Annotated in this window: 9 protein-coding genes; 8 read left to right on the forward strand and 1 reads right to left on the reverse strand. The window is 63.7% G+C overall.

Annotated elements, in window-relative coordinates; translation table 11 throughout:
• Nucleotides 1-67: 67 nt before the first annotated feature.
• The 5 genes from XalbCFBP2523_RS01695 to XalbCFBP2523_RS01715 all read left to right on the forward strand — a co-directional run bounded on the left by XalbCFBP2523_RS01695 (nt 68) and on the right by XalbCFBP2523_RS01715 (nt 13,644).
• A complete protein-coding gene (locus tag XalbCFBP2523_RS01695) occupies nt 68-2,377 on the forward strand; it encodes a S9 family peptidase (RefSeq protein ID WP_045766747.1) in 2,310 nt (769 codons plus the stop codon).
• A 242-nt stretch (nt 2,378-2,619) separates the two neighbouring features.
• Nucleotides 2,620-5,709 (forward strand): TonB-dependent receptor, encoded by a 3,090-nt coding sequence (locus XalbCFBP2523_RS01700; protein ID WP_146084018.1) that lies wholly within the window; start codon nt 2,620-2,622, stop codon nt 5,707-5,709.
• Between the two features lie 477 nt (nt 5,710-6,186).
• A complete protein-coding gene (locus XalbCFBP2523_RS01705; protein ID WP_045765935.1) occupies nt 6,187-8,586 on the forward strand; it encodes a glycoside hydrolase family 127 protein in 2,400 nt (799 codons plus the stop codon).
• Nucleotides 8,583-10,223 (forward strand): glycoside hydrolase family 27 protein, encoded by a 1,641-nt coding sequence (locus tag XalbCFBP2523_RS01710; RefSeq protein ID WP_230599085.1) that lies wholly within the window; start codon nt 8,583-8,585, stop codon nt 10,221-10,223. Before XalbCFBP2523_RS01705 ends, XalbCFBP2523_RS01710 begins: the two co-directional genes overlap by 4 nt.
• 541 nt (nt 10,224-10,764) lie before the next feature.
• On the forward strand, nt 10,765-13,644 hold the full coding sequence (locus XalbCFBP2523_RS01715; RefSeq protein WP_045765934.1) for a TonB-dependent receptor domain-containing protein: 2,880 nt from the start codon (nt 10,765-10,767) through the stop codon (nt 13,642-13,644).
• 217 nt (nt 13,645-13,861) lie between these two features.
• Here the strand turns inward: XalbCFBP2523_RS01715 and htpG are convergent, their stop codons facing one another.
• A complete protein-coding gene (gene htpG, locus XalbCFBP2523_RS01720) occupies nt 13,862-15,766 on the reverse strand; it encodes a molecular chaperone HtpG (protein WP_045760811.1) in 1,905 nt (634 codons plus the stop codon).
• Between the two features lie 214 nt (nt 15,767-15,980).
• On the opposite strand from htpG, the gene rsmD reads away from it, so the two are divergent.
• Genes rsmD through XalbCFBP2523_RS01735 form a run of 3 tightly spaced genes read left to right on the forward strand, consistent with a single transcriptional unit; the run spans nt 15,981 to nt 17,624 of the window.
• On the forward strand, nt 15,981-16,586 hold the full coding sequence (gene rsmD / locus XalbCFBP2523_RS01725) for a 16S rRNA (guanine(966)-N(2))-methyltransferase RsmD (RefSeq protein WP_012916430.1): 606 nt from the start codon (nt 15,981-15,983) through the stop codon (nt 16,584-16,586).
• Nucleotides 16,583-17,089 (forward strand): pantetheine-phosphate adenylyltransferase, encoded by a 507-nt coding sequence (coaD, locus tag XalbCFBP2523_RS01730; RefSeq protein WP_012916429.1) that lies wholly within the window; start codon nt 16,583-16,585, stop codon nt 17,087-17,089. Before rsmD ends, coaD begins: the two co-directional genes overlap by 4 nt.
• Before the next feature lie 40 nt (nt 17,090-17,129).
• Entirely contained in the window at nt 17,130-17,624 is a 495-nt protein-coding gene (locus tag XalbCFBP2523_RS01735; RefSeq protein ID WP_012916428.1) for a hypothetical protein, read from the forward strand.
• Nucleotides 17,625-17,686 lie beyond the last annotated feature (62 nt).

Raw genomic sequence — 17,686 nt, forward strand, 5'->3', positions numbered from 1 at the left:
GTCCATGAAGACGGCGGCTGCCGCACGATGGTTGCAGCAGGCATGGAGGTCGCCGCAGGCGGTCGCCATGGGAGTGCGCGGCTGCCTGATGCTGTTGCTGACGGCAATCCCCTTGTGGGCGTTGGCGGCCAGCGCTCCCAGCGAGGCCGATTACCGGAACGCGCAGTCCTTGCGCGCACGCTATGCCGCGCTGGTGGATCAGCAACCGTCCAATCCCGTCTGGGTCGATGGCGAACACTTTCTCTACCGCATTGGCCGGATGCGCGCGGGCAAGGCGCCACGGCAGGACTATCTGCTGGTGGATGTGCGTAGCGGCGAGCAGCATCCCCTGTTCGATCCGCAGCGGCTGGCCGACGCGCTGACGCACGGCGGGGACGGCACGGTTGCCGCCGACGATCTGGAATTGCGTCAGGTGAGCATGCGCGCCGATGGCATGCTGTCTTTTGCGCGCGGTACCGCGACACACTGGCGTTGCGATCTGCACGCGTATCGCTGCGAACGGCAGCGCGACAGTGCTGCGGAGGCGGAGGATTCCTACGATTTGAACCCGCTACGCCAGGAAGGCCCGGAACATGCGCAATTGTCTCCGGATGGCCGCCAGCGTGCGTGGGTGGAGCAGGGTAATCTGGTGGTGGAGCGCGCCGATGGCAGCGGCAAGGTTCAGCTCAGCCGCGATGGCGGCAAGGACGACTACTACGCCGCCGACAGCATTGCCTGGTCACCGGATTCCAGCCGGCTGGTCGCTTGGCGGGTCACGCCCGCGCCGCCGCACGTGGTGTATTACATCGAATCGGCGCCAGCCGATCAGTTGCAACCGAAGTTGCATCAACAAGTCTATGCCAAGCCCGGCGATCCACTGGCTGTCATCCGTCCGGTGTTGTTCGAGGTCGCCTCCCGGCGTGCGATCCAGATCGACAATGCCCTGTTTCCCAATCCGTTCGAGCTCAGCCCGCCACGCTGGCGCGACGATGGCCGCAGCTTCACCTTCGAGTACAACCAGCGCGGCCACCAGCTGTATCGAGTGATCGAAGCCGATGGCCACAGCGGCCACACGCGCACCTTGATCGAGGAAACCTCGCCCACCTTCATCGAATATTCCGACCTCAGTGGCGACCACATCAACGGCGGCAAGCACTTCCGCCAGGATCTGGACGACGGCAAGCAACTCCTGTGGGCCTCCGAGCGCGATGGCTGGGAACACCTGTACCTGTACGACGGCAAGAGCGGGCGCGTCGTGCGGCAAGTCACGCGCGGGCCGTGGGTGGTGCGCAAGGTCGATCGCGTCGATCAGACGACGCGCCAGGTCTGGTTCACCGCTTCGGGGATGAACCCTGGCGAGGATCCGTACTACCGCCATGCCTATCGCATCGGCCTGGACGGCGGCGAGCCGGTGGCGTTGACCCCGGAGGCGTCCGACCACCAGGTGTTCCCATCGCCGGACGGACACTGGTTGCTGGACCTGTATTCGCGTTTGGATCAGGCGCCGGTGCTGGTATTGCGTCGTGGCGAGGACGGCACGGTGGTGCGCACCATCGCGCATGCCGATATTTCCCGCCTGCTCGCCGCCGGCTGGCAGCCGCCGTTGCCGTTCCATGCGCCCGGGCGCGACGGCCACACCGAGATATGGGGCGTGATTCACCGTCCGCAAACACTGGATCTGGCGCACAAGTATCCGGTGGTGGAGGACATTTATGCCGGGCCGCAGGGCTCGTTCGTGCCGAAGACGTTCACCACGTGGGTCCCAGCGCTGACCGCGCTGGGATTTGCGGTCGCGCAGATCGACGGCATGGGCACCAACAACCGGTCGCGCGCCTTCCACGACGTAGCCTGGCACAACCTCAAGGATGGCGGTTTTCCCGATCGCATTCTGTGGCACCAGGCCGCTGCGGCCCGTTATCCCTGGTATGCGATCGAGGGCGGCATCGGCGTGTTCGGTACCTCCGCCGGCGGTCAGAATGCGCTGGGCGCCCTGCTGTTCCATCCCGAGTTCTACCGCGTTGGCGTGGCCAATTCCGGCAGCCACGACAATCGCATGGACAAGATCTGGTGGAACGAGCAGTGGATGGGCTGGCCGATCGGGCCGTGGTACGCGGCCTCGTCCAATGTCGACAACGCTTGGCGTTTGCAGGGACATCTGCTGCTGGTGACCGGCGACATGGACCAGAACGTCGATCCGGCCAGTACCTTCCAGGTGGTCGATCGGCTGATCAAGGCCGGCAAGGAGTTCGATTTGTTGCTGGTGCCCGGTGGCGACCACGGCGCCGGTGGCGCATATGGCGAGCGTCGCTTGTTGGATTTCTTCGTGCGTTGGATGCAGCACGCGCCGACCCCCGATTGGAACCGTTCGCCCACCACGCAGCGCCCCGGAGATCCGTGAGGCCGCAGGTGCGCGCGGGCAGGGCTGTGGGACGTTGCGTCCGGCGAGTCGGGATGCAACCGGTTTGCGAACAGGACGCTGCCGCCATCTGTTGATTGCGGTAAAGGCGGCGGATGTCGTTGGCCCGTTCCTCGTGCGATGAGCGGGAGCGGGTGTTCTGCCGCGCCTGGTCGCGGATGTGGCAATCGTGCCCGGTTTCCATGCCGGATGTTCCTACGCGTCAAGGATCACGGAGATTTTCAATGAGCGAGATCGTCTGTCGAAACTCCTGTCGTCGCGGCCGTATGGCCCGGTCGTTGCTGTTCGGTGCCATCGTCGCGGCGACGGTGGCGCTTCCCGCCTTGCATGCGCAGGAATCCAGTGGCGGCCTGTACGGCGCCGTCGGCATGCAAGCGCGCGATGCCGGCGCACAGGTCGTCATCCGCAACGTCAACACCAACGCCACGCAGCGCCGCAGGCCCGATGCGTCCGGCAAGTACGCGATCAGCGGGTTGAGTCCGGGGGAGTACGAGATCGCGCTGGTGTCCGGCGAGCAGACCGTAGCGAGCACACGGGCGGTGGTGCGCCCGGGCAGTTCCACCGCGGTGGCGCAACTGGATGGGCGACAGGCCGCCGCCACCGATCTGGGCGAGGTCAAGGTCACCGCCAGGGGGATCAACAACGCCACCGACAACACCGCGCCGATCGACGTCAGCACGCCGGAATTGGTGCGGCAATATTCCCAGAACCTATTTCGCAAGACCGGCGTGGACACCAGCGGCAACAATGGCACGGGCGGGCCGTACAGCAATCTGCTGACCGCACTCCCGCAGCAATTCATGTCGCAGGTCGCTTCGCAGCCCTATGGCGGTTCCGGCTACGCGTCTTTCGGCGGCGGTTCCGGCACCGAGACGCGCTATTACGTCAACGAATTCGATACCACCTTCGATTACAACGGCGCTGGCGCCAACATGGTGCCAGGGGAGATGATCGGCTACGCCACGGTGATCGCCAATGGCGCTTCGGCCAAGTATTCCAATGCGATGGGCGGCTCGGTGTCGGCCGCGACAAAGTCGGGTGACAACACCTGGCGTGCCGGTTTTTCCTCCTATATCGTCCCGCCTTACTCGAGGCTGCTCAGGCGCCATACCGAGGACTATGCGCTGATCGACGCCGACGGCAACAGGACCTGGTTCCTGGAGGGCGGCAGCGCCACCAACGGGCAGCAGCAGACCGCGTTCAACAATACCTTCTGGGTTTCCGGCCCGCTGGTGCAGGACCGCCTGTTTGTCAATCTGGCCTACCAAGATGCCGAGCCGGCCTCGCGTAGCCGTTATATGTATGGCAGCACGCTGGGCTATTTCGCGCAGTTCATGCATACCTACCACAACCCCGCAGCGACGCTGACCTGGAACATCACCGAGAATCAGACGCTGGACCTGGTGGTGGCGAGGAACAAGACCAAGGACTACACCACGATCTGGAAATTGGAGACGCCTGGAGACCCGCAATCGTCGAAGGATTATTTCCGCAACGTGCTGTTCAACATGAAGGAAGACTTCTACGTCGGACGCTACCGCTGGCACATGAACGACAGCATGGACCTGTCGCTGATGGGGGGCTATTTCACTCATTCCGAGCAGAACCTGTTCACAGGCTCGGACATCTTCGCGCAGCGGATCAGTCACGATTCGGCTGGGAAAAACATCTACAACGTGCTCTCCGATGGCTCCCCCGACAGCGAAACTCCTTTCCAATACTCCAAACGTGGGTTCCGCGCGGACTGGGTCTGGCAACTGGGTGCGCACAAGATCGGCGCGGGTGCCGAGCATTATAGGTTCTACGAAAACAACCAAAGCACGTACGGCAAGAGCGGTCACTACACCTACTTCGACTACGCCGTGGCATCGCCGAGCAGAGACGACGTCAGCGGCATCGCCATTCCCGCCAATACGCCGTATTTGCGTTCCTTCGTGTCCTATTACGGTGGGCCGCTGACCCAGGTGAATCGTGGTACTTACGTGGAGGATTACTGGCAGGCGCTGGACGATCTGGTCGTGTATGCGGGCGTGCGCCGCGACAACAATCAGTCGATGCTCGACACCGGTCAGAGGGCATTGAATTTCTGGACCACGTCCCCGCGGTTCGGGCTGTCGTGGGACGTCAGGGGCGACAGTTCGATGAAGGCCGGTTTTACCTATGGCCTGTACAGCATGGCGGTGCCAGGGGTGATTCTGGACAACGCCCTGAACGATTCCATGCAGCAGTACACCTACTACACCTATGCCGGCATCCATGCCGATGGGACGCCGGTCGATCCACGACAGTTCGGCAGCTACACCGTCGTCAGTAAGGTCTCCGACCCGCGTGTGGTGGCGTCGCGGAACATCAAGACCTCGCAGCAGCAGAACATCGGGCTGTATTTCCAGGACAACGGAACGTTCCCGAATTGGTCGCAAACGGTTGAGCTGAACTATTCGAACGTCAAGCGTGCGATTTCAGCCTGGCGCGACCTCAGCACGCCGGGCCATGGCAGCGCCGCCGAGCACTACCTGCGATCGTTGGGTGATGCAGATCCTCACATCGATAACGTCGTGCTGGTCAATCCGGGGCGGGATATCGTCCTGACCAACGACTTCGATCACGACGGCACGCTGAAAACCGTTGTCATTCCGGCCTGGGCCTCGGGCTTGCCCAAGCCCAAGCGCAAGGCGTATACCTTCGTCGCCGAGATGGTCCATCCGGAAACCCCGGAGCAGCCCTTCTTTCTACAGGCGAGCTACACCTGGAAGCATGTCTGGGGCAATTACGAAGGCTATTACGCCGAAGGCGACCCGGCCAGCAATATGCTCGGATCGCAGGTCTTCCAATACGCCGCGCTGACCCATGGGGCGAGCGGCAACCTGCCGCAGGACATCCGCCACGCGTTTGTGCTCAATACCGCGCATACGTTTGGCAGTAGCGGATTCAGCGCCGGACTGGGGGTGAACTGGCAGAGCGGTGCGAACAAATCCTGTTATTCGCAGTATCCCATCCTGACCGATGCCGCCAGCACCGCGGGCGAACATGCCTATTACTGTGGGGGCGTCGCGGTGAGTCGCGGCAGTCTGGGGCGCTTGCCGAGCTGGTGGCTACTCAACGCCAATACCGCCTGGGAGCATGCCTGGGGGCCGCACCGGCTGCGCCTGGAGTTCAACATCGGCAATCTCCTGAACAAGCAAACGCTTGTATTCGTCGACCCGTATTACGGTTACTACAACGGCTCGACCCTGGTCAGAGAGAACCGGTACGACGGGCACGCCTACCTGGCACCGCGATCGGCAAGCTTTGCGATCCGTTATAACTGGAATTGAGCCGAGCGTGGCCGGGTTTGCCTCGGTAGCGGCTGGCGCGGCACGTCGCTTCCGACATCGACTGTCAACCTCATGCGGAACGCAGCGCTGGCGAGAACACCGCGCAATGCGCTGGGGTCGCGCTTGCGATACCGCACGTTGGGGGCATGCGGTGTCGGTTGCTGGCATGGTCGATGCAGCGCCGAGGAGGCGGACGATGGTCGGAATTCGTGCCAACTTCCGCATGCATTGCCGCCGTCGCCGACAAGACAGTGCGCTGGTGCGATGGGATAGTCCAAGCAGAGTGCGGGGCGTTGTGCGGGGTGATGCGCTGTTGCTGTGTCTGGGTCATTCCGAAATGCACGTGCGTCATCCCATCCGTGCCGTGCGGGTGGTCGTCGAGGAGGAGTGCCAGATGCCGATGTTGAGCCGTGTATCGTTCGTCAGTCTGGAAGAGGGCGTGCGATGAGCAAGACACCCTGGAGCTGCGATGGCGCAATGGGCGATGCCTTCGGGCGTCATCGCGATCACGCCGCAGGCGCGGCGCTGGATCCGTCGCGGCGTCGTTTCCTGCAATGGAGCGCGTTGGCGATGGCGGCCGGATTGCTGCGCTTCCCGCAAGATGCCGCCGCCTCCACCCCCGGCCGGGTGCAGGCATTGCCGCTGCGGCAGGTCACGCTCAAGCCGTCGCTGTTTCTGGATTCGCTGCAAACCAACCGCCGCTACCTGCTGGAACTGGAGCCGGACCGCCTGCTGCATAACTTCTTGCAGTATGCCGGGTTGCCGCCGAAGGGGGCGGTCTACGGCGGCTGGGAGGGCGATACCATCGCCGGGCACACCCTGGGACATTACCTCAGCGCGTTGTCCAAGATGCACGCGCAGACCCGCGATAGCAGCTTGCGCACGCGCATCGACTACATCGTCGCCGAGTTGGCGCGCGCGCAGGCGCAGGATCCGGACGGCTATGTCGGCGGCTTTACCCGCAAAAACGACAACGGCAAGATCGAAGGCGGCAAGGCAGTGCTGGAGGATCTGCGCCGCGGCATCATCAAGGGCGGCAAGTTCAATCTCAACGGCAGTTGGTCGCCGCTGTACACCCAACACAAGCTGTTCGCCGGCCTGCTCGACGCGCATGCATTGGGCGATAACGCGCAGGCGCTGACGGTGCTGGTGAAGGTGGCCGGCTACTTCGCCGGGGTGTTCGACGCGCTCGACCATGCGCAGATGCAGACCTTGCTGGACACCGAGTTCGGCGGGCTCAACGAATCCTTCATCGAGCTGGGCGCGCGCACCGGACAGGAGCGCTGGATTGCGATCGGCAAGCGCCTGCGCCACGAGAAGATCATCGATCCGCTGGCGGCCGGGCACGATGTGCTGCCGCACATTCACGCCAATACCCAGGTGCCCAAGTTCATCGGCGAGGCGCGCCAGTTCGAAGTCGCAGGCGATGCCGATGCGGCGGCGGCTGCGCGCTTTTTCTGGGAGACGGTGACCGCGCACTACAGTTATGTGATCGGCGGGAATTCGGATCGCGAGTATTTCCAGGAGCCGGACAGCATCGCCGGGTTCCTCACCGAGCAGACCTGCGAGCATTGCAACAGCTACAACATGCTCAAGCTGACCCGGCATCTGTACCAATGGACGCCGCAGGCGCGCTATTTCGACTACTACGAACGCACCTTGCACAATCACACGATGGCCGCGCAGCATCCGGCCACCGGCATGTTTACTTACATGACGCCGATGATCAGCGGTGGCGAGCGCGGGTTTTCCGAGAAATTCGATTCGTTCTGGTGCTGCGTGGGCAGCGGCATGGAGGCGCATGCGCAGTTCGGCGACGCGATCTACTGGCAGGATGAGGCGGCGTTGTATGTCAACCTGTACATTCCCTCGCGTCTGGATTGGAGCGAGCGCGATCTGGCGCTGGAACTGGACAGCGGCGTGCCCGAAAACGGCAAAGTGCGTTTGCATGTGCTGCGTGCCGGTGCGCGCGCGCCGCGGCGCCTGCTGTTGCGGGTGCCCGCCTGGTGCCAGGGACGCTATACGCTGCGTCTCAATGGCAAGCCGCTGCGGCGCACGCCCATCGATGGCTATCTGGCGTTGGAGCGCGACTGGCGCAGTGGCGACGTGATTGAACTGGAACTGGCGACGCCGCTGCGGCTGGAGCATGCGGCGGGCGATCCCGAGAGCGTGGTGGTGATGCGCGGTCCGCTGGCCTTGGCCGCCGATCTCGGGCCGGTCAGTACGCCTTACGATGCACCGGATCCGGCGCTGGTGGCGACGGCCGATCCGCTGGCCGGTTTTGTCGAACTGCCGCAGCCCGGGCATTTCCTCGCCAGCGACACGCAGCCGCCGGGCCTGACCTTCGTGCCGTTCTATGCCCAGTACGAACGGCGCAGTGCGCTGTACTTCAAGCGGATGCAGCCGGCGCAGTGGGCGCAGGAAGCGGCGCGGCGCGCGCGCCGGCAGGCCGAGCAGGATAGTCTGCGCGCGATTGCGGTGGACATGATCCAGTTCGGCGACGAGGCGTCGGAGAAAGCGCACAAACTGCGCAGCGATACCTCCTTCGGTGGCGCCTACCGCCGCCAGCAATGTCGCGATGTGCGCGGCAAGGGTTTCGTCGAGTTCCAGATGCGTGGTGGTCAACAGCCGTTGGCGCTGCGCCTGCGGTTCTGGGGCAGCGACAAGGGTCGCTTCAATATTTTGGTGAACGGGAAACTGGCCGTGGAGGTCCAGGTGGAAGGCGGGCAGGTGATCGATTTCGTCGATCGCAACTATTCGCTGCCGCCGGCGTTGACCCGCGATGCCGCGGTGCTGACTTTTCGCCTGGAACCGCAGCATGGCGATACCGCTGGGCCGTTGTTTGGCGGTTGGCTGATCCCAGCCGCCCGCGCATGACCACCCGCGTTGCACCGGGCGGCGTGTTCGAGCGCGACTCGATGGCTGCCTCGCGCGTGCGCGCCGTGCCCTCCGTCAGCCGCTGGCTGTGGCGGTGCCTGTTCGCTCTGGCTGCACTTGGCGGCGCGGGTTGCGCGCATGCGCCGCCTTCAGCCGCCGCGATGGTGGCGGCCAGTCCGTTGCAAGGGGTGTGGGTAATTGCTCAGGGGGCGGCGTTTCCCGGTCTACGTTATCTGCGTATCGCCCAGCGCGACGGTCGGGCGCAGGGCAGCATCACCACCGACTGGTACGGCGATCTGCCGATGCAGCTGTTGCGCCTGGACGGCACAGTGGCCCGGTTCGCGATCGACAACGGCAATACGCGCTTGCCGGCGCAGCCATGGACCGCGACACTGGAACACGGCCAACTGCATCTGGTCGGCCGCATCTGGTACCAACAGATCGACCTGCGTGCTACCCGCGGCAGCGAGACCGACGCAGCGCGGCTGGCGTTCCAATTCGCACCGCTGCCGGCTTACACGCCGTTGCCGAGCGATGGCCTGGCGCGAACTCCGCCACTGGGCTGGAACAGTTGGAACCGCTTCGGTGAGCATATCGACGACGCTACGGTGCGCCGCATCGCCGATGCCATGGTCGCGTCCGGCTTGCGCGATGCCGGTTACGTCTACGTCAACATCGACGACGGTTGGCAGGGCCAGCGCGACCGCGACGGCGTATTGCAGCCGAACGCACGTTTCCCCGACATGCGTGCGTTGGCCGACTACGTGCATGCCAAGGGGCTCAAGCTCGGCCTGTACAGTTCGCCGGGGCCGAAGAGTTGCGCTGGCTATACCGGCAGCTACGGCCACGTCGAACAGGACGCGCGCACCTGGGCGGGCTGGGGCATCGACTATCTCAAATACGACCTGTGCTCGGGCGAAGGCATCTTCCGCGAACCGCAGCAGGTGCGCCGCGCCTACTTGCAGATGGGCCAGGCGTTGCGCGCCAGTGGGCGACCCATCGTTTATAGCCTGTGCGAGTACGGGCGCGATCATGTCGGCCAATGGGGCCGCGAGGTCGGCGGGCATTTGTGGCGCACCACCGGCGACATCGAGGACACCTACGCGAAAATGGCCGCCAACGGCTTCGACCACAACGGCGATCCGGCCGATGCCGGACCTGGTGGCTGGAATGATCCGGACATGCTCGAGATCGGCAATGGCGGCATGAGCGAGGACGAATACCGCACGCATCTGGCGCTGTGGGCCATGTCGGCGGCGCCGTTGCTGTTGGGTAACGACCTGCGGCAGATGACCCCGGTCACGGTGGCGTTATTGCGTAACCGAGCGGTGTTGGCGATTGACCAGGATGCGTTGGGTGTGCAGGGCAGGGCAGTGCGCAAGGACGGCGCCATCGAAATCTGGCGCAAGCCGTTGGCCGATGGCGGCGTTGTGTTGGGCGTGTTCAACCGCGACGCACAGCCGCACCGGGTGGCGCTGACCGCGCAGGATGCCGGAACCGCATTGCAGGGCCGGCGCTGGCGCGATCTATGGCAGGGCCAGACGCGCCTGGCGCGCCAACTGCGCAGCGTGCAGGTCGCTGCACATGGCGTGGTATTGCTGCGGCTGTCGCCGCCGCAGGTTGCACGCAGGCATTGAGTCGTCAGCAAGGTGGATGCAGTGTCGTGCGCGGCATCGGCGACGCCGCGCATTCGCTTGTGTGTTGCGCGTGTGGCCCGATAGAGCGGTCGATGGCTGCGGTGTCTGCTCTGATCGGACACATTGCGCATGCCTGCCGCTCGCTGGCGTCGTCGTGCCGCGTCACCACGACCATGCGTTATTCCGCATGCGAAACCGCTAATTGCGACAAGACGCGAATGCGTGATCCGGTGCAAATTGTGACCAGTTTATGAAGATTTGATCTAAGTTTTTTTGGTTTATCCGCCTACGCGCGAGATTGCAGCGCGCAGGCGGTCTGGTTCGTCCTTCATGCACGCGTCGGGATTTGCGCAACGCGATGGAGGTTTTTCATCCCGCAATGCGGCCGGTCGACGGACTGAACCCGCCGTAGCGTCTCCGGTGCCCTCCAGGTGCCATGTTCGTTATGTGGTCCGCCCGCTGGCGCAGTGCTGGTGTGGTGCCGTTCGGTCTGCGTTTTTCCAATGCTGTTTTGCTTCGTCATCACCCAAGGAGATTTTCCATGCCGTTTCCGCCGCCATACCCTTCTTCTCATCGTCATGTCGTATCGCCGTTGGCACTGGCGGTCGCCGTCGCCTCCTCGCTGGGGAGTGTGTGGTCGGTGCAAGCGCAACAGATGCCTGCCGACGGTGCACCGCAGACCTTGGATAGTGTTGTGGTGACCGGCTCGCGGTTGCGTCGGGTCGATGCGGAGACCGCCAATCCGGTGGTGACGATCAACCGCGCCCAGATCGAGTCGACCGGCAAGGCCACGCTCGGCGACCTGGTGCAGGAACTGCCGTCGATCGCCGGCAACGCGACCAACCCCAATACCAACAATGGTGGCGGTACCGGTGCTTCGGTGGTTTCGTTGCGTGGTCTCGGCGACAAGCGCACGCTGATTCTGGTCAACGGTACGCGTCTGGCCAACAACGATGTCAACGCGATTCCCGCGACGATGATCGAGCGAGTGGAGGTGCTCAGCGACGGTGCTTCGGCGGTATACGGTTCGGATGCGATCGGTGGGGTGGTCAACTTCATTCTGCGCAAGGGCTTCGATGGCATCGAATTCAGTAGCGACTTCGGTACCAGCGCGCGCAGCGATGGCAACCGGCGCAATTTTTCGCTCACAGCGGGCAAGACCGGCGAGCGCAGCAGTCTCGTCGCGGGGCTGTCCTATCACGACATCGATCCGGTTTCTGCCGGGGCGCGCAGCTACTCCAGGAACGCGCTGTCGCTGATCAATGGCAAGTCGGTGAAGCAGGGTTCCTCGGCCACGCCCACCGGCACCGTCAGCTTCAACGATGGCTCGCCCGCCGCCGATGCGCTGGCGGCCAGCAACGGCTGTTCGCGGGTGACCTTCAATGGAGGCAGCAGCAGCCCGACCAACCCCAGCCAGTATCACTGCTACGTCGCTTCCACCGATTCCTACAACTATCAGCCGTACAACCTGTTGCAGACGCCACAGAAGCGCACCAATGCCTTTGTGATCGGCACGTTTCGCTTCGACGATCACCTGGAAGGCTACGTCAACACGTACTTCAGCAAGACCTCCTCGGCCTCGGTGATCGCGCCGATCCCACTCTTCGCCAACGGCGACAATTTTCTAGTTTCGGCGAACAGCTACTACAACCCATTCGGCATCGACTTCGGCACCGACCGCAGTACCGGCAACTCCTACAGCAGCTTCAATACCCGTGCCACGGTGCTGGGCAACCGCCGCTATGAATACAACACTTACAATTTCCAGATCACTCCCGGTCTGCGCGGCAGCTTCGGCGACAGTTCCTGGCAGTGGGATGCCAGCGTCACTTACGGCAAGGTCAAGCAGAAATCGATCAATGAGGGCTTCTTGGACTACGCCGGTTTCAATGCCGCGGTCGGGCCGTCGTTTCTGGATCGCGACGGCACGGTCAAGTGCGGCAGCGCCGGTGCGGTGATCGCCGGCTGCACCCCGATCGACGTGTTCAACCTCAACAACCCAGGGAACCAGGCCGCGCTGCGGGCGCTGCAAGTCAATCCGATGGTGACCAACGTGTATACCGTCAAACAGTTCGAAGCCAACGTCAACGGCAACCTGTTCGATCTGCCGGCCGGCGCGGTGAGTCTGGCGGCCGGTGTGGCCTACCGCAAGGAACGCACCTCGACCGCCGCCGATCCGCTGTGGACGGGCGACGAGAACGGCATCTGCGGGGTGCTCGAATACTGCGCCAGCGTGCTCGGTGGCAGTTTCAGCGTCAAGGAAGCCTATGCCGAGGCGTTGTTCCCGTTGCTGGCGGAGCTGCCTGGCGTGCATTCGCTGAACCTGACCGTCGGCAGCCGCTTTTCCGATTACGACACGGTCGGCAGCAAGACCAACAGCAAACTGGCGTTGGAGTACCGTCCGGTCGAGAACCTGTTGCTGCGCGGCACGGTCTCGCAGGTGTTCCGTGCGCCCAACATCAGCGAGCTTTACTCCGGCGTGGTCGGTGATGCCCCGGCGGTCAACGATCCGTGCGACGGCTACAGCGGCGGACACGCGGCTGCCTGTGCCCACGTGCCCACCGATGGCAGCTACCAGCAGGAGAACAATCAGGTGTCCGCCAAGGCTTCAGGCGCGGTGGTGGCCGGCTACCGGCTCAAACCGGAAACCGGCAAGTCCTACGATTTCGGCATGGTTTACGACCCGGGTTGGGTGGACGGCCTGTCGCTGAGCACGGACCTGTGGAAGATCGACTTGAAGGACACCATCACCCAGGTGTCGGCGCAGACCGTGCTGAACCAGTGCTACGCCAACGACGCGAGTCCGTTCTGTCCGCTGATCCATCGCAACGACAATGGCACGATCAACTATATCGCCGAGCCGACCGTGAATCTGGGCAAGTTGTGGGCCAGCGGTGCCGATTTCAGCCTGAACTATCGCTTGCCGCAGACCGCCTGGGGTAGCTTCAATGCCAGCCTCAACGGCACCTATGTGATCCGCTACGATATCAATCCGAATACCGCCGATCCCGACACCGTCACCATCCACAATGCCGGCAAGTACACCTACGCTTACGGCAATTTTCCGCGCTGGCGTGGCCTCGGCACGTTGAGCTGGAATCTGGGCGACTGGAGTGCGTCTTGGCGCGTGCGTTATGTCGGCCGCACCGAGATTGGCAGTGCCGACGCGCGTCAGGGGTTGTCGGCCGATATCGGTCAGGCCAATGTGGTGCGCGACATCGGTACCTATGTCTATCACAGCGTGCAGGTCGGCTATCAGGTCAAGCCGTGGCACACCCGCTTCGAAGTGGGCGTGGACAACCTGACCGACCGACAGCCGCCACTGTACTACGCCAACAACGTCGTCAATGCCAACACCGATGTGGCGACCTATGATCTACTCGGGCGTTATTACTGGGCGCGGGCGACGGTGAAGTTCTAAGCTGGTGAGGTTTTAAGTTAATGCAGGCGTGAGTGCTGCTGGTCGCGTCGGGAGCGTGATGCACCGGCGCATTACAGCGTTGCTCGTGCGCTGCAAGCCGATGTCGACGATGGAAGAAAAAAGGGCCCGTAGGCCCTTTTTTCGTTTCCGCTTTTCTTTGCAATGTCGGTGCGCTGTGGACTGCGTCGCGCGGTGCGACGCGCAGGTGCGTCACTGCTTACGCCGACAGCTCCAGCAACAGCTTGTTGAGCCGACGCACGTAGGCGGCCGGGTCCTTGAGGCTGTCGCCGGCGGCCAGCGCGGCCTGATCGAACAGCACCCGCGCCAGATCACCGAAACGATCGACATCGGGTTCCGCATCCAGTTTCTCGATCAGCGGATGCGCGGGGTTGAACTCGAACACCGGCTTGCTCTCCGGCAGCTTCTGCCCGCTGGCTTCCAGGATCTGCCGCATTTGCAGACCCATGTCGCCCTGGCCGATGGCAAGAATCGCCGGCGAATCGGTCAGCCGGTGCGAGACCCGCACCTCGGCGACCTCGTCCTTGAGTACCTGCTGGATGCGCTCGGCCAGCCCTTGCTTGGCCTTGGCGGCTTCTTCCTGCGCCTGCTTTTCTTCTTCGCTGTCCAGCTTGCCCAGGTCCAGGTCGCCGCGCGCCACATCGACGAAGGATTTGCTGTCGAACTCGGTGAGATAGCTCATCAGCCACTCGTCGATGCGGTCGGTGAGCAGGAGCACCTCGATGCCCTTCTTGCGGAACACCTCCAGGTGCGGGCTGTCCTTGATTTGCGCGTAGCTTTCCCCGGTCAGGTAGTACAGCTTGTCCTGGCCGTCTTTCATCCGCGCCACGTAGTCGGCCAGCGACACGTTCTGGGCGTCGTCGCCGCTGTGGGTGGACGCGAAGCGCAGCAGGCCGGCGATCTTTTCGCGGTTGCCGAAGTCCTGGGCCGGACCTTCCTTCAGCACCTGGCCGAAGTTCTTCCACACGCCCTTGTAGCGTTCGGGATCGTCTTTGGCGAGCTTTTCCAGCATGTCCAGTGCGCGCTTGGTCAGCGCCGATTTCATCGAGTCGATCACCGGGCCAGATTGCAGGATTTCGCGCGAGACGTTCAGCGGCAGATCGCTGGAATCGACGATGCCCTTGATGAAGCGCAGGTACAGCGGCAGGAATTGGTCGGCCTGGTCCATGATGAAGACGCGCTGCACGTACAGCTTGAGCCCGCGCGAGGCATCGCGCTGGTACAGGTCGAACGGGGCGCGGCCGGGCAGGTACAGCAGCGAGGTGTATTCCAGTTTGCCTTCGACCTTGTTATGGCTCCACGCCACCGGGTTTTCGTGGTCGTGGGCAATGTGCTTGTACAGTTCCTGGTATTCCTCGTCCTTGATCTCGGTGCGCGGCCGTGTCCACAGCGCGCTGGCGCGATTGACGGTCTCCCACTCGGGGGTTTCCGGCTTGTCCTTGTCCTCGCCGTAGTGTTCCTTGGTTAGCTCGATCGGCAAGGCGATGTGGTCGGAGTACTTGCGCACGATGCTGCGCAACTTCCAACCGTCGGCGAAGCCTTTCTCTTCCTCCTTCAAGTGCAGCACGATGCGGGTGCCGCGCTCGGGCTTGTCGATGGTGGCGACCTCGAACTCGCCTTCGCCACGCGAGGACCAGTGCACGCCGTCGCTGGCCGGCAGCCCAGCGCGGCGGCTGTACACGTCCACTTGATCGGCGACGATGAAGGCGCTGTAGAAGCCGACACCGAACTGGCCGATCAGGTGCGAATCCTTCTTCTGATCGCCGGACAGATGCTTGAGGAAATCGGAGGTGCCGGATTTGGCGATGGTGCCCAGGTGCGCGACGATCTCCTCGCGGCTCATGCCGATGCCGTTGTCGTCGATGGTGACGGTGCCGGCGTCCTTGTCGAAGCCGATGCGGATGCGCAGTTGCGCATCGCCGTCCAGAAGTTCCGGCTTGACCAGTGCCTCGAAGCGCAGTTTGTCGGCCGCGTCGGAGGCATTGGAGATCAGCTCGCGCAGGAAGATCTCCTTGTTGGAATACAACGAATGGATCATCAGCTGCAGCAGCTGTTTGACTTCGGTCTGAAAGCCCAGGGTTTCTTTTTGGGTTTCCACGCTCATCGGTAGGTGCTCCATGGAGGACGGATGGCCGTGCGCGGGGGCGCGCGGCTCTGTCAGCGGACATGGTGGCGGCAGAGGCCGGCTTCAAGCCGTGCCCGATGCATACGCCGCAGAGGGGGCTGGTCTATCATCCGGGTTCCGTTCCGCAACGCTTGCCGTCGATGCCGACCCTGCGCCTGGTTTCTGTTGCCGTCACACCCGCGCGAGGCTGCCGATGAACCGTCCCGGTGCGGGGCAGGTACGCATCATCGGCGGGCGTTGGCGCAATACGCGCTTGCCGGTGCCCGACCTGGCCGGGCTGCGCCCGACGTCCGACCGGGTCCGCGAGACACTGTTCAATTGGTTGCAGCCGATACTGCCCGGTGCGCGCGTGTTGGACCTGTTCGCAGGCAGCGGTGCACTGGGGCTGGAGGCGGTGTCGCGCGGCGCGCACAGCGCTTGTCTGATCGAACGCGACCCGGCCCAGGCGGCACAGTTGCGCGCCACCGTCGCCAGATTGCAGGCCCAGACTCAGGTGGAGGTGGTGCAGGGCGATGCGCTGCGCTGGCTGGCCGAACACGATGGCGCCGCGCTGGCCGATATCGCCTTCGTCGACCCGCCTTTCACGGCCGGTCTGTGGGAGACGGCGTTGCAGCGTTTGCCGGCACGCCTGGCGGTCGATGCCTGGTTGTACTTGGAATCGCCCGCCGGGCAGGCGCCAGCGCTGCCGGTCGGCTGGGCGTTGTACCGCGAGGGCGGTAGCCGCGAGGTCCGTGCTGCCCTGTACCGACGCACCGCTGCTAAACTGCCCGGCGACTTTCACGCGGTATCCTACGCATGACCGTGGCCAATAGCCGCATCGCCGTCTATCCCGGCACCTTCGATCCGATCACCAATGGGCATATCGATTTGGTCAATCGGGCCGCACCGCTGTTCGAGCAGGTGGTGGTCGGCGTGGCGCAGAGTCCGTCCAAGGGGCCCACCCTGTCGCTGGAATTGCGCGTGGCCCTGGCCCGCGAGGCGCTGGCTGGACACCGCAACGTGGAGGTGATCGGCTTCGACACCCTGTTGGCGCATTTCGTGCGTTCGGTCGGTGGTGGGGTTCTGCTGCGCGGCCTGCGCGCGGTGTCCGATTTCGAGTACGAGTTCCAGATGGCGAGCATGAACCGGCATCTGATCCCCGAGGTGGAGACGCTGTTCCTCACCCCGGCTGAGCAACACAGTTTCATCTCGTCCTCGCTGGTGCGCGAGATTGCGCGCCTCGGCGGGGACGTGTCCGGCTTCGTTCCGCCGTCGGTGTTGCAGGCGCTGGTTCAGGCCCGCCAGGCCGCGACGCGGGGCTGAGCCGCCCGTCATTCATCGACTACACAGAGGAAACCGTTCCATGAAGACCACCGCACGCGCGTTGTTGATTGTCTCGTTGGCCCTGGGCGTGAGCGCCTGCAAAAAGGAAGAGGCGGCCAAACCGGTCGCCGATGCGCAACCGGCGCTGACTGCCCCGGCCAAGGACGACGATGCCGGTTGGAAAAAATACCTGCAGCAAGTGGCAATCCAGAACATGGGCAATGTCACCAACAGCCCGTTCCTGTACTACTTGCCGCCGGAGTCGGATGCGGAGTTCCAGGCCAAGTACGAGCGTCAGGTCGAAAGCGCCACCACCGCCGTCGGTCGTGGTATTCAGCCGGGGAACATGCTGGCGTTCGGCTCCTCGGCATCGTCCAAGATGGCCGACCTGATCGCAGCGGCCTTCGCCAAGGTCGAGCCGAACAGCATGAAGGGCGTGCGCGTGGTCTATATCGGCGCCCCGGCCGACAATGCCCGTGTCGAGGCGGTGGTCAAGCCGACCGGCGCCGATTACATCTTCGTCGAAGCCAAGTAGGTTGTGCATCCCCGGCGCGCGTTGCGCGCGCCGGCGTCCTCACGCACGCGTCGCCCGCAGCG

This window comes from Xanthomonas albilineans, from assembly GCF_002939705.1.
GTDB lineage: Bacteria > Pseudomonadota > Gammaproteobacteria > Xanthomonadales > Xanthomonadaceae > Xanthomonas_A > Xanthomonas_A albilineans.

Excerpts from the sequence above, each read along its gene's own strand:
- XalbCFBP2523_RS01735 (WP_012916428.1), top strand. The coding sequence starts at position 17,130 with ATGAAGACCACCGCACGCGCGTTGTTGATTGTCTCGTTGGCCCTGGGC.
- htpG (WP_045760811.1), bottom strand. The coding sequence starts at position 15,766 with ATGAGCGTGGAAACCCAAAAAGAAACCCTGGGCTTTCAGACCGAAGTC.
- XalbCFBP2523_RS01710 (WP_230599085.1), top strand. The coding sequence starts at position 8,583 with ATGACCACCCGCGTTGCACCGGGCGGCGTGTTCGAGCGCGACTCGATG.
- rsmD (WP_012916430.1), top strand. The coding sequence starts at position 15,981 with ATGAACCGTCCCGGTGCGGGGCAGGTACGCATCATCGGCGGGCGTTGG.
- XalbCFBP2523_RS01705 (WP_045765935.1), top strand. The coding sequence starts at position 6,187 with ATGGGCGATGCCTTCGGGCGTCATCGCGATCACGCCGCAGGCGCGGCG.
- XalbCFBP2523_RS01715 (WP_045765934.1), top strand. The coding sequence starts at position 10,765 with ATGCCGTTTCCGCCGCCATACCCTTCTTCTCATCGTCATGTCGTATCG.
- coaD (WP_012916429.1), top strand. The coding sequence starts at position 16,583 with ATGACCGTGGCCAATAGCCGCATCGCCGTCTATCCCGGCACCTTCGAT.
- XalbCFBP2523_RS01695 (WP_045766747.1), top strand. The coding sequence starts at position 68 with ATGGGAGTGCGCGGCTGCCTGATGCTGTTGCTGACGGCAATCCCCTTG.
- XalbCFBP2523_RS01700 (WP_146084018.1), top strand. The coding sequence starts at position 2,620 with ATGAGCGAGATCGTCTGTCGAAACTCCTGTCGTCGCGGCCGTATGGCC.